Below are 13346 nucleotides of genomic sequence, written 5' to 3'. Positions count from 1 at the left end.
GCAGGCCGCCATGAGATCCGCAGCTTCCTCTGCCGGAGCGACAATATCGGGGTCCTGATCCGCGATACCGCCACCGGCGCCTGTGCGGCCATCGATGTCCCCGAGGCGGAACCGGTCCTGCGCGCCCTCGACGAGGCCGGCTGGACGCTGACCGACATCCTGGTCACCCATCGGCACGGGGATCACGTCGAAGGCATCCCGGAGGTCAAGCGGGCGACAGGCGCCAAGGTCACGGCGCCGCGCAAGGCAGGTGCAGCGGTTCCGGAGGTGGATGTCGCGGTCGGTGAGGGCGATGTCGTCAGCCTCGGCGACCTCTCGGCCGAGGTCTGGGAAACTCCGGGTCATTGCGACGACCATGTCAGCTACGTGTTTCGCAATGCCGGCGTCGCCTTCGCGGGAGACACGCTCTTCACCCTCGGTTGCGGCCGCGTTCTTGAGGGGCCGCCGGAGGCGCTGTGGCGCTCCCTGAGCCGTTTCCTGGCCCTCTCCGAGACGACGCAGGTCTATAGCGGCCACGACTACGTGCTGGCCAATGCCCGCTTCGCCTTGGCGGTCGAGCCTGACAATGCGCGCCTCGCCGAGCGCATGGCGCAGGCGGAAGCCGCGGCACGAGAGGGCCGCTTCCTGATCCCTACGACGATCGGCGTCGAGCGGGAGACGAACCCCTTCCTGCGATCAGACCGCCCTGCCATCGCCCAGGCAGCGGGTCTTTCGGCGGATGCAACACCCGAACAGGTCTTCACGGCGTTGCGGGCCTGGAAGAACCGTTTCTGACGCGCTATGCGACGGGGGAAGGCGGCCCGTCGTGCACAGCATCGGTACGGGCGACCGTCTGGAGAGGACACGAGGCCGATGCGGGCGCGCGCCCACCGAAATGGGGCTGCCCGCAATCGGGATGCCTTCGCAGCACCGGCGAAGTCGCCCGTCGCCGTCGTCGCAGCGGTTCCGCACGAGGCCGCCAACGACCCCGTCGCCGGTTTCGAGCCGCATGCCGCGTCCATTGACGCGCCCGTCGACGGTTCCGGGCCGACGCTTAAACCAGGCACTGACCAGACGACGCCACGCCCGCTGCGCGCGGCGCTGCGGGTCCGTCCCGCACCGGTCTCGGCAGATGTCCGGCTGCTCGCCATCGCATCCGAGCACCTCGCGAGGCTCGGGCCGAAGCGGGTGACCGTCGTGGCGGTGGCAGCTGAGGCGGGGATGACCCACGCCAACGTCTATCGCTATTTCCCCTCGAAGGACGCCCTGCTCGACGCCGTCGTGGGACGTTGGCTGCGCGATCTCGAAGCCGAGCTCGGCCGGATCGCCGATGCGCCGGACCCGGCCGACGACAAGATCGAGCGGCTGCTCACCGTCCTGGCCGCCGCGCAGCGCGACGCCCTGAACCGGTCGCCGCACCTGTTCGCGGTGCATCTCGATGCCACCGTAGCGGCTCGGCCGATCGCCCGGCGGCATCGGGTCCGCCTGCGCAGCCTCGTCGAACGGGTGGTGGAGGAAGGGATCGGCGCCGGAGCCTTCGTCGCCCGCGACCGCGAGCGCGCCATCGCCTACATCTTCGATGCGAGCTACCGCTTCACCCATCCGCTGGCCATCCACCACGATGCGGATGTTCCGGCCGACCTCGTCGAAGCGCGGTTCGGCGCCCTGATCCAGGCGATCCAGCGCGTCCTGAGGGTCGGCATCCTGTAATTGAAGTGACAGACCGCTCGCGCTGTCACCAATGCTTCGCCGTCGAACCGATGACCTCCTCGTGGCCCTAACCGACTGGGCAGCTTGGCTTTCCCTCGAAGGTCCCTGCCCGGCCAACGCTGCGGCTGGCCCGAACCCTGCTTTCCTTGAGGCCTCATCGGGTTGATGCGGCGCGCCTTTTCGGCCACACCGCGGCGCGACGAGGGCGGGCGAGACTCTCGACGCTGAGGCACGGCACAGCGCCCGCAGGCAGTTCAACGCACCGGAGGTTGTTCCCCATGGCACGCAGCAAGATCGCGCTCATCGGCGCCGGACAGATCGGCGGAACCCTCGCGCATCTGGCCGGCCTGAAGGAACTCGGCGACGTCGTCCTGTTCGACATCGCGGACGGCGTGCCTCAGGGCAAGGGCCTCGACATCGCCGAATCCGCGCCGGTCGACGGGTTCGACGCCCATTACACCGGCGCGAGCGATTACGCCGCGATCGCCGGGGCGGACGTGGTCATCGTCACCGCGGGCGTGCCACGCAAGCCCGGCATGAGCCGCGACGACCTCATCGGGATCAATCTGAAGGTCATGGAAGCGGTCGGCACGGGCATCAAGACCCACGCGCCGGACGCCTTCGTCATCTGCATCACCAACCCGCTCGACGCGATGGTCTGGGCCTTGCAGAAGTTCTCGGGCCTGCCGCCGCAGAAGGTCGTCGGCATGGCCGGCGTGCTCGATTCCGCCCGCTTCCGCCACTTCCTGGCCGACGAGTTCCAGGTCTCGGTGGAGGACGTCACCGCCTTCGTGCTCGGCGGCCACGGCGACGACATGGTGCCGCTGGTGCGCTACTCCACCGTGGCTGGCGTTCCCCTGCCGGATCTCGTGAAGCTCGGCTGGACCACCCAGGAGAAGCTCGACGCGATGGTCGAGCGGACCCGCAAGGGCGGCGGCGAGATCGTCAACCTCCTCAAGACCGGCTCCGCCTTCTACGCGCCCGCGGCCTCCGCCATCGCCATGGCCGAGAGCTACCTGCGCGACAAGCGCCGGGTGTTGCCCTGCGCGGCCCATCTCTCGGGCGAATACGGCATCCAGGGCATGTATGTCGGCGTGCCGATCGTCATCGGGGCGAACGGCGTCGAGCGCATCCTCGAGGTGGAATTCACCACGGACGAGAAGGCGATGTTCGACAAGTCGGTGGGTGCCGTGAAGGGGCTCATCGAGGCGTGCAAGGCGATCAACCCGGCGCTTGCCTAAACCGACCAGTCATTCCGGGGCGCCGAAGGCGAGCCCGGAACCCAGAACCGCCTAGGCGGCAGGCTGGCCCACCCATTGTGTTTCTGGATCCCGAGCTCCGCTTCGCGGCCCCGGGATGACGGCGAGGGTCTCCCATGAACATCCACGAATACCAAGCCAAGGCGGTGCTCAAGGAATTCGGCCTGCCCGTGTCGCGCGGGGTGCCGATCTTCAAGGCCGAGGAGGCCGAGGCCGCAGCTCGGCAACTCGGCGGTCCGGTCTGGGTGGTCAAGTCGCAGATCCATGCGGGCGGGCGCGGCAAGGGAACCTTCAAGGGCGCCCCGGCCGGAGCCAAGGGCGGTGTGCGCGTCACCAAGTCCCTCGACGAGGTGAAGCAATTCGCCGGCGAGATGCTGGGGGAGACCCTGGTGACGATCCAGACCGGCGAGGCCGGCAAGCAGGTCAACCGACTCTACATCGAGGACGGCGCGCAGATCGAGGCGGAGTTCTACCTCTCGATGCTGGTCGACCGCGAGACCGGCAAGGTCGCCTTCGTAGTCTCTACCGAAGGCGGCATGGACATCGAGACGGTGGCCCACGACACACCGGAGAAGATCATCACCTTCTCGGTGGATCCCGCCACCGGCGTGATGCCCCATCACGGCCGCCTCGTCGCCAAGACGCTCGGCCTTAGCGGTCCGCAAGCCAAGGAAGCAGGCGACCTCGTCACCAAGCTCTACGAGGCGTTCACCGCCAAGGACATGAGCATGCTCGAGATCAACCCGCTGGTGCTCACCGGCGACGGCCATCTCAAGTGCCTCGACGCCAAGATCTCCTTCGACTCGAATGCCCTCTACCGCCACCCTGACATCGTCGCCCTGCGCGACGAGACCGAGGAGGACGCCAAGGAGATCGAGGCCTCGAAATACGACCTTGCCTACATCGCGCTCGACGGCACCATCGGCTGCATGGTCAACGGCGCGGGTCTGGCCATGGCGACGCTCGACATCATCAAGCTCTACGGCGAGGAGCCCGCGAACTTCCTCGACGTCGGCGGCGGCGCCTCGGAGGAGAAGGTCACGGCAGCCTTCAAGATCATCACCGCCGACCCGCAGGTGAAGGGCATCCTCGTCAACATCTTCGGCGGGATCATGAAATGCGACGTCATCGCGCGCGGCGTGATCGCGGCGGTGAAGGCCGTGGGCCTGCAGGTGCCGCTGGTGGTGCGTCTGGAAGGCACCAACGTCGAGCAGGGCAAGGACATCATCCGCAATTCCGGGCTCAACGTGATCCCGGCCGATGATCTCGACGATGCCGCTCAGAAGATCGTCGCCGCCGTGAAGAAGGGCTGAGAGAGACCGATGTCCATCCTGATCGACGCGAACACCAAGGTCCTCTGCCAGGGCTTCACCGGCAAGAACGGCACCTTCCACTCCGAGCAGGCCATCGCCTACGGGACCAAGATGGTCGGCGGCACGAGCCCGGGCAAAGGCGGGGCGAGCCATCTCGGCCTGCCGGTCTTCGACACCGTCGCCGAGGCCCGCGAGGCCACGGGCGCCGACGCCTCCGTCGTCTACGTGCCGCCGCCGGGCGCGGCCGACGCCATCTGCGAGGCCATCCAGGCGGAAATCCCCCTCATCGTCTGCATCACGGAGGGCATCCCGGTGCTCGACATGGTGCGGGTCAAGCGTTCGCTGGAGGGTTCCAAGTCCCGCCTCGTCGGGCCGAACTGCCCCGGCATCGTCACGGCGGGCGAGTGCAAGATCGGCATCATGCCGGCCAACATCTTCAAGCGCGGCTCGGTCGGCATCGTCTCGCGCTCCGGGACCCTGACCTACGAGGCGGTGTTCCAGACCTCCAATGCCGGCCTCGGCCAGACCACGGCCGTCGGCATCGGCGGTGATCCGGTGAAGGGCACCGAGTTCATCTCGATGCTCGAACTGTTCCTGGCCGACGACAAGACCGAGTCGATCGTGATGATCGGCGAGATCGGTGGCTCGGCGGAGGAGGAAGCGGCGCAGTTCATCGCCGACGAGGCCAAGCGCGGCCGCAAGAAGCCCATGGTCGGCTTCATCGCCGGGCGGACGGCGCCTCCGGGACGGCGCATGGGACATGCCGGTGCCATCATCTCCGGCGGCAAGGGCGGCGCCGAGGACAAGATCGCCGCGATGGAAGCGGCCGGCATCAGGGTTTCGCCCTCGCCGGCCCGGCTCGGCAGCACGCTCGTCGAGGTGCTCAAGGGCTGAAAGCACGCCAGCGTTGCGGCGCATTCAGGTGCGCCGCACCTATATGGAGATCGGATGACGGGAGAGACCCGCATCGATGGTTGATCCGGCTCGCAGCCGAGGCGGCGCGGATCGGACGAGAGGGGCCGTCGGAGGCGTCTCTCCCCAGCGGCAGGATGGTTGAGCGATGGCACGTCAGGACGTCAACGAGAAGCTGCTCGAAAGCTCGTTCCTCACCGGCGGCAATGCCGCCTACATCGAGGAACTGCAGGCGGACTATTTTCGCGATCCGTCCTCCGTCGATCCGGCCTGGGCCGAGTTCTTCAAGTCGCTCGGCGACGACAGGGGGCTCGCCGAGAAGAATGCCGCCGGCGCGTCCTGGGAGAAGCCGCACTGGCCGGTCCAGGCCAACGGCGAGATGGTCTCGGCGCTCGACGGCAACTGGGCCACCGTCGAGAAGGCGATGGGCGAGAAGATCCGCGCCAAGTCCGACACCTTCAAGTCCGACACGGCGAAGGTCGAGGGCAAGCCCCTCAACGGGACCGCCGCGGCGGCCGCCGGCACGGTGTCCGTGGAGCAGGCGACCAAGGATTCGGTGCGCGCGATCATGCTGATCCGCGCCTACCGCATGCGTGGACACCTGCACGCCAAGCTCGACCCCCTCGCGCTCGCCTCCCGCGGCGACCAGGAGGAACTGAAGCCCCAGCATTACGGCTTCGAGGAGAAGGACTGGGACCGGCCGATCTTCCTCGACAACGTTCTCGGCCTCGAATACGCGACCATCCGCGAGATCATCGAGATCCTGGAGCGGACCTACTGCCAGACGCTCGGCGTCGAGTTCATGCACATTTCCGATCCCACCGAGAAGGCGTGGATCCAGGAGCGCATCGAGGGCAAGGGCAAGGAGATCTCGTTCACGCCCGAAGGGCGTCGCGCGATCCTGAACAAGCTCATCGAAGCGGAAGGCTTCGAGAAGTTCCTCGACCTCAAATATACCGGCACCAAGCGCTTCGGCCTCGACGGGTCGGAATCGATGATCCCGGCGCTCGAGCAAATCATCAAGCGCGGCGGCGCGCTCGGCGTGAAGGAGATCGTGCTCGGCATGGCCCATCGCGGCCGGCTTAACGTGCTCTCCAACGTGATGGCCAAGCCCTTCCGGGCGATCTTCAACGAGTTCAAGGGCGGCTCGGCCTCGCCGGCCGAGGTCGAAGGCTCGGGCGACGTGAAGTACCATCTCGGTGCCTCGTCGGACCGCACGTTCGATGACAACAACGTCCACCTGTCGCTCACCGCCAACCCGTCCCATCTCGAGATCGTCGATCCGGTGGTGCTGGGGAAGGTCCGCGCCAAGCAGGACCAGCGCGCCAAGCCCAACGTCCAGCGCAACAGCGTGATGCCGCTCCTGATCCACGGCGACGCGGCCTTCGCCGGCCAGGGCGTGGTCGCCGAGTGCCTCGGCCTGTCGGGCCTCAAGGGTCACCGCACCGGCGGCTCGATCCACTTCATCATCAACAACCAGATCGGCTTCACCACCGATCCGCGTTTTTCGCGCTCCTCACCTTACCCGTCGGATGTCGCCAAGATGGTCGAGGCGCCGATCTTCCACTGCAACGGCGACGATCCCGAAGCCGTGACCTTCGCGGCCAAGATCGCCACCGAGTACCGCCAGAAGTTCGGCAAGCCCGTCGTGATCGACATGCTGTGCTACCGCCGCTTCGGCCACAACGAGGGCGACGAGCCGGCCTTTACCCAGCCGAAGATGTATCAGCGCATCCGCAAGCACCCGACCGCGCTGGAGACCTACGGCAAGCGGCTCGTGGCCGAGGGCGTGATCACCGAGGAGCAGCTCGCCGAGAGCAAGGCCGTGTTCCGCACCATCCTCGACAACGAGCTCGAGGTTGCGGGCAACTACAAGGCCAACAAGGCCGATTGGCTCGACGGCCGCTGGGCCGGCTTCAAGGCCGTGCGCGAGGACGTCGACGATCCTCGCCGCGGCAAGACCAGCGTGCCCGCCGACACCCTGCGCGAGATCGCCCAGCGCATCACGACGCCGCCGCCGGGCTTCCACCTGCACCGCACGATCCAGCGGTTCTTCGATAACAGGGCCAAGGCCGTCGAATCGGGGCAGGGTATCGACTGGGCCACCGCCGAGGCCCTGGCCTTCGGCTCGATGCTGATCGAGGGCCACCGCGTCCGGCTCTCCGGCCAGGACGTCGAGCGCGGGACCTTCTCGCAGCGCCACGCCGTGGTGATCGACCAGGAGAACGAGCAGCGATTCACCTCGCTGAACTCGATTCGGGAAGGCCAGGCCAACCTCGAGGTCATCAACTCGATGCTCTCCGAAGAGGCTGTGCTCGGCTTCGAATACGGCTACTCGCTGGCCGAGCCCAACGCGCTCGTCCTGTGGGAGGCGCAGTTCGGCGACTTCGCCAACGGCGCGCAGGTCGTCATCGACCAGTTCATCTCGAGCGGCGAGCGCAAGTGGCTGCGCATGTCGGGGCTGACCCTGCTCCTGCCGCACGGCTACGAGGGCCAGGGGCCGGAGCACTCCTCCGCCCGCCTCGAACGCTTCCTGCAGATGTGCGCCGAGGACAACATGCAGGTCGCCAACTGCACCACGCCCTCGAACTACTTCCACATCCTGCGCCGCCAGCTCAACCGCGAGTTCCGCAAGCCGTTGGTGCTGATGACGCCGAAATCGCTGCTTCGCCACAAGCGCGCGGTCTCGTCCCTCGACATGATGGCGGAAGGCTCGACCTTCCATCGTATCCTGTGGGACGACGCCCAGCACGAGCCCGACGGGGTCAAGCTCGTGCGCGACGAGAAGATCCGCCGCGTCGTGCTGTGCTCGGGCAAGGTCTATTACGACCTTCACGACGAGCGCGAGAAGCGGGGCGTCAACGACGTCTACCTGATGCGCGTGGAGCAGCTTTATCCCTTCCCCCTGAAGGCGCTCGCCACCGAGATGGCGCGTTTCCGCAACGCCGAGGTGGTGTGGTGCCAGGAGGAGCCCAAGAACATGGGACCCTGGGCCTTCGTCGAGCCCTATCTCGAATGGGTGCTCGGCCAGTCCGGTGCCTCGGCCAAGCGCGCTCGCTATGTCGGCCGGCCGGCCTCGGCTTCGACGGCGGTGGGTCTCCTCTCCAAGCACCAGGCTCAGCTTCAGGCGTTCCTCAACGAGGCCCTGGCGGTCTGATCCTCCACGAGACCCGACGCACCGGCCCGCCGGGCGCCACCCTTTCAGGCCGCGCTTGCCGCGGCCGCAACCCTCCGGGGAACACACAATGCCAACCGACATCCTCGTCCCGACGCTCGGCGAATCCGTGAGCGAGGCCACCATCGGCCGCTGGTTCAAGAAGCCGGGCGATGCGGTTGCCGCCGACGAGCCGCTGGTGGAGTTGGAGACCGACAAGGTCACGCTGGAGGTCAACGCGCCGGCCGCCGGAGAGCTCGGCGAGATCGTCGCCAAAGACGGGGAGACGGTGGAGCCCGGCGCCCTGCTCGGCTCGATCGTCGAGGCGGGTGCCGGTGGGGCCAAGGCCGCCGCTCCCAAGAAGACGGAGACCAAGTCCGAGACGCGTACCGAGGCACCGGACGCCGGGCAGGCGGTCCCGTCCGACGCCGCGCCGGCGACCGAATCCTCGGCGGCCTACGGCAATCATGGCGACGCTGCGCCGCCGGCGAGCCGGCCCTCGGGCGACAATGGTCCTGCGGTGGCCAAGATGGCACGCGAGTCCGGGGTCGATCCCGCTACCGTCAACGGGACCGGCAAGGACGGCCGCGTCACCAAGGGTGACATGATCGAGGCCACGGCCAAGGGTCCGGCCCCCGCGCCTGCCGCGGCACCCGCCAGGGAGACCAAGCCCGCCGCTCCTCGCCCGGCCTCGAAGCCCGACGACGCCGCGCGCGAGGAGCGCGTGAAGATGACGAAGCTGCGCCAGACCATCGCGCGCCGGCTCAAGGACGCCCAGGACACCGCGGCGATGCTGACGACGTTCAACGACGTCGACATGGGTGCCGTGATGGCCCTGCGCAGCCAATACAAGGACATGTTCGAGAAGAAGCACGGTACCAAGCTCGGCTTCATGGGATTCTTCACCAAGGCGGTGATCGGAGCGCTGAAGGACGTGCCCGCGGTCAATGCCGAGATCGACGGGACGGACCTCGTCTACAAGAACTACTATCACATCGGCATCGCCGTCGGGACCGATAAGGGCCTCGTGGTTCCGGTGGTGCGCAATGCGGACGACCTCTCCATCGCCGGCATCGAGAAGACGATCTCGGGCTTCGGCAAGAAGGCCCGCGACGGCAAGCTCTCCATCGAGGAGATGCAGGGCGGCACCTTCACCATCACCAACGGCGGCATCTACGGCTCGCTGATGTCGACCCCGATCCTCAACGCCCCGCAATCCGGCATCCTCGGCATGCACCGCATCGAGGAGCGCCCGGTGGTCCGCGCCGGCAAGATCGAGGCGCGTCCGATGATGTATCTGGCCCTGTCCTACGACCACCGCATCGTCGACGGGAAGGAGGCCGTGACCTTCCTGGTGCGGGTGAAGGAGGCGTTGGAGGATCCGGCGCGGTTGGTACTGGATCTCTGACGTTCGGTCGCTGCCGTCGCCAGCCATCCGGCTACGAGGCCGGCCGCATGCGCACGCCTAAATCCGATGGTGGGATCTGACCCGCCGATCTTAGAAGCGAGTCACCCACGCATGTCCTACGATCTCGTCGTCATCGGCACCGGCCCCGGCGGTTACGTCTGCGCCATCCGGGCCGCCCAGCTCGGCCTCAAGACGGCCGTGGTGGAGAAGCGGGCGACGCATGGCGGCACCTGCCTCAACGTCGGCTGCATCCCGTCGAAGGCGTTGCTCCACGCCTCGGAGGCCTTCGAGGAGGCCGGCAAGCACTTCGCCGACATGGGCGTCATCGTGAACGCGCCCGAGCTCGACCTGACGAAGATGATGAGCTTCAAGCAGGACGGCGTCGACGGCAACACCAAGGGCGTCGAGTTCCTCCTGAAGAAGAACGGCATCGACGCCTATCGCGGGACCGCGCGGCTCGCCGGCGCCGGCAGGGTCGAAGTGCTGTCGGAGGACGGCGGCAACCAGATGCTGGAGACGAAGAACGTCGTCATCGCGACGGGCTCGGACGTGACGCGGCTTCCGGGCGTCACCATCGACGAGGAGGTCGTCGTCTCCTCTACGGGCGCCCTCGATCTCAAGAGCGTGCCGAGCAAGCTCCTCATCATCGGGGCCGGCGTCATCGGCCTCGAACTCGGGTCCGTCTGGCGTCGCCTGGGCTCGGAGGTGACCGTGGTCGAGTACCTCGACCGCATCCTGCCCGGCATGGACGGCGAGGTCGGCAAGCAGTTCCAGCGCATCCTCGGCAAGCAGGGCGTCGTCTTCAAGCTGTCCTCGAAGGTCACCGGCGTCGAGGTGGCCGACGGAGCCGCGACCGTCACGGTGGAGCCCGCTGCAGGCGGCGAGGCCGAGACGCTCCGGGCCGACGTGGTGCTGGTGGCGGTCGGCCGCGTCCCCTACACCGAGGGCCTCGGGCTCGAGACGGTGGGCGTCGGGCGCGACGACAAGGGCCGCATCCAGACCGACAGCCACTACGCCACCAACGTCACCGGCATCTACGCGATCGGCGACGTCATCGCCGGGCCGATGCTCGCCCACAAGGCCGAGGACGAGGGCGTCGCGGTCGCCGAACTGCTCGCCGGTCAGTCCGGCCACGTGAATTACGGCGTGATCCCCAACGTGGTCTACACTTATCCGGAGGTCGCCTCGGTCGGGAAGACTGAGGAGGAGCTGAAGAAGGACGGGATCGCCTACAATTCGGGTAAATTCCCCTTCACCGCCAACGGCCGCGCCAAGGTCAACAACACGACCGAGGGCTTCGTGAAGATCCTGGCCGACGCCACGACCGACCGTGTGCTCGGCGTCCACATCGTCGGCGCGGATGCCGGCAACCTCATCGCCGAGGTGGCTGTGGCGATGGAATTCGGCGCCTCCGCCGAGGACGTGGCGCGCACCTGCCATGCTCACCCGACCCTGACCGAGGCTGTCAAGGAAGCCGCCCTGGCCGTGGGCAAGCGGGCGATCCACATCTGAGGCGATGGCCTACGCGCTGTACGATTGGCCGACGGCCCAAGGGCGCGGCGAGTTCGTCCGCCTCGCCCTTGAGGAAGTCGGTGCCGAGTACGTCGATATCGCACGTGGCAGCGAAGCGGAGGGTCGGGGTCTTAGGGCCATGATGGGCCTCCTGGAGGACCCGATCGCGCGCCGCCCCGCCTTCGCGCCGCCATTCCTCATGGACGGCGACGTGGTCGTCGGCCAGACCGCCGCGATCCTGCTCTATCTCGGGCCACGCCTCGGGCTCTCGCCTGCCTCCGAGCCGGACAGGTTCTGGACACACCAGATCCAGCTCACCATCGCCGACATGGTCTCGGAAGCGCACGACTCCCATCATCCGATCACCATCGGCCTCACCTACGAGGAGCAGATGGCGGAGGCCTCCCGGCGCGCAGGCCATTTCCGCAGCGATCGGGTGCCGGAATTCTTCGCCTGGTTCGAGCACGTGCTGACGCGGAGCGGCGGCCGGCATCTCGTGGGCGACGCCTTCACCTATGCCGACCTGTCGCTGTTCCAGCTCGTCGACGGCCTGCGCTACGCCTTCCCGAAGGCCACGGCCGCAGCCCTCACGGACAATCCGCATCTGCGCGCCCTGCACGAGGCGGTGCGGATGCGCCCCCGGATCGCGGCCTATCTCGCCAGTCCGCGCCGCCTCCCGTTCAACGAGCTTGGGATCTTCCGGCGCTATCGGGAGCTCGACGGGTAACCGTCGAGCCCGCGCGAGGATGGGCATGGTCGAAGGCGTCCATCAATCGGGCCGCATCGACCTTGGTGTAGAGCTGCGTCGTCGAGAGGGAGGCGTGGCCGAGCAGTTCCTGGATCGCCCTCAATTCACCCTGCCGCCCGAGGAGGTGGGTGGCGAAGGAGTGGCGAAGGGCGTGGGGCGTCGCGGTGTCGGGCAAGCCGAGGCCACCCCGCATGGCCGCGACCGCGTACTGGATGATCCGCGGCGAGAGCGGCCCGCCCTTGGCCCCGACGAAGAGCGGGCCATCGGGCGGCAGGGGGTGAGGGCAGGTTACGACATAGGCGGCCACCGCTTCGGCCACCACCGGCAGGATCGGCACCATCCGCTGCTTGTCGCCCTTGCCCGTCACGGTGACGGACTCGACGCCCGGCAGCGGGGCATCCCGGCGCGCCAGGCCGAGCGCCTCGGAGATGCGAAGCCCTGAGCCGTAGAGCAAGGCCAGTACGGCGGCATCCCGGGCGAGGATCCACGGATCGCGGGTCTCGCCGGCCCGAAGGTCGACATCGGTCATCGCCCTGGCGGCCTTGATCGGAATCGGACGCGGAAGGCGTCGCTCGACCTTGGGCGAGCGCACGCCGCCCAGCGCCGCCACCGTGCCGTGGCCTTCGCGCTCTAGATGCTTGGCGAAGGAACGCAGCCCCGCCAACGCCCGCATCAGCGAGCGCCCGCCGATGCCCTCCCCCCGCCGCGCCGCCATGAAGCCGCGCAGGTCGCGGGGCTTCAGGCCGATCAGGTCGGCGATACCCAGCGTCCCGTGCCGCGCCTGCCGGTGGAGAAGGAACTGGCGCAGGTCGCGGCCATAGGCCTCCACCGTATTCGCCGCCATCCGGCGCTCGCGGACGAGCGTGTCCTGCCAAGCAAGGACCTCCGACTGCAAGGCGTCATCGCCGGGCGGCAGGATTTCATGCGTGGTCGCAAGGGGAGGAGTCGGCTGCAGCATGGAAGGCCCGTCCCTATGGAAGCTGCCCATCAAGGCCGAACTCGATTGAGAAGTCGTTGCGCCGCGGGCGGGCCTCCGGCCAAATGTGAGCCTTGTCGTCGCGTCGATCGGCGTTGTTAGATCTCCGAGAACAGAACCGTGCCGGCCCATGCATCCGCTGCGGCCGATGCGCGCGTCGACTGATGGTTGCAGAGGTAAGATCGATCGTAGTCCAATTCAGATGACATGGGTTAAGATCGTTCTGTCCACGAAACTTGGCTGTTTACTGGACGACGCCTTGAGATGGGTCAGTGAGACCCTGCTCAAGGGAACATAACCGGGGAGGTCGCCATTCCCTGCCCAAGGTACGACATCCCGCTGACACCTGGACGCCCGCCTCGAAATTCCGGCGGC

At 67.6% G+C, this 13346-nt stretch carries 10 protein-coding genes; 9 read left to right on the top strand and 1 reads right to left on the bottom strand.

Going from position 1 to position 13346, the window contains the following annotated elements; all coding sequences use genetic code 11:
• Window positions 1–15: 15 nt before the first annotated feature.
• The 9 genes from gloB (at window position 16) to ACFE7U_RS06335 (ending at window position 11974) form a co-directional block, all read left to right on the top strand.
• Window positions 16–774, top strand: coding sequence for a hydroxyacylglutathione hydrolase (gene gloB, locus ACFE7U_RS06375; protein ID WP_375408908.1), 759 nt, complete (start codon window positions 16–18; stop codon window positions 772–774).
• A 294-nt stretch (window positions 775–1068) separates the two neighbouring features.
• Complete coding sequence (locus ACFE7U_RS06370; RefSeq protein ID WP_375408907.1) at window positions 1069–1689, top strand: TetR family transcriptional regulator; 621 nt, start codon at window positions 1069–1071, stop codon at window positions 1687–1689.
• Window positions 1690–1967: 278 nt separating this feature from the next.
• On the top strand, window positions 1968–2930 hold the full coding sequence (gene mdh, locus ACFE7U_RS06365; RefSeq protein WP_375408890.1) for a malate dehydrogenase: 963 nt from the start codon (window positions 1968–1970) through the stop codon (window positions 2928–2930).
• 134 nt (window positions 2931–3064) lie between these two features.
• Window positions 3065–4261, top strand: coding sequence for an ADP-forming succinate--CoA ligase subunit beta (gene sucC / locus ACFE7U_RS06360; protein WP_375408889.1), 1197 nt, complete (start codon window positions 3065–3067; stop codon window positions 4259–4261).
• A 9-nt stretch (window positions 4262–4270) separates the two neighbouring features.
• A complete protein-coding gene (gene sucD, locus ACFE7U_RS06355) occupies window positions 4271–5155 on the top strand; it encodes a succinate--CoA ligase subunit alpha (protein WP_375408888.1) in 885 nt (294 codons plus the stop codon).
• 166 nt (window positions 5156–5321) lie between these two features.
• Complete coding sequence (locus ACFE7U_RS06350) at window positions 5322–8330, top strand: 2-oxoglutarate dehydrogenase E1 component (RefSeq protein ID WP_375408887.1); 3009 nt, start codon at window positions 5322–5324, stop codon at window positions 8328–8330.
• 88 nt (window positions 8331–8418) lie between these two features.
• Complete coding sequence (gene odhB / locus ACFE7U_RS06345) at window positions 8419–9735, top strand: 2-oxoglutarate dehydrogenase complex dihydrolipoyllysine-residue succinyltransferase (RefSeq protein ID WP_375408886.1); 1317 nt, start codon at window positions 8419–8421, stop codon at window positions 9733–9735.
• Window positions 9736–9846: 111 nt separating this feature from the next.
• Window positions 9847–11247: a dihydrolipoyl dehydrogenase gene (lpdA, locus tag ACFE7U_RS06340; protein ID WP_375408885.1), complete on the top strand. Its 1401-nt coding sequence runs from the start codon at window positions 9847–9849 to the stop codon at window positions 11245–11247.
• 4 nt (window positions 11248–11251) lie between these two features.
• Complete coding sequence (locus ACFE7U_RS06335; protein WP_375408884.1) at window positions 11252–11974, top strand: glutathione S-transferase; 723 nt, start codon at window positions 11252–11254, stop codon at window positions 11972–11974.
• Here ACFE7U_RS06335 and ACFE7U_RS06330 read toward each other — a convergent pair.
• Complete coding sequence (locus ACFE7U_RS06330; RefSeq protein WP_375408883.1) at window positions 11928–12953, bottom strand: tyrosine recombinase XerC; 1026 nt, start codon at window positions 12951–12953, stop codon at window positions 11928–11930. The two genes, ACFE7U_RS06335 and ACFE7U_RS06330, sit on opposite strands and share 47 nt — an antisense overlap.
• Between the last annotated feature and the right edge of the window lie 393 nt (window positions 12954–13346).

Origin of the sequence: uncultured Methylobacterium sp. (assembly GCF_964251405.1) — a bacterium.
In the GTDB taxonomy this organism is placed as follows: Bacteria; Pseudomonadota; Alphaproteobacteria; order Rhizobiales; family Beijerinckiaceae; genus Methylobacterium.
Note: the sequence above shows the minus strand (reverse complement) of the source record. Positions and strands in the feature narration are given on the sequence as shown.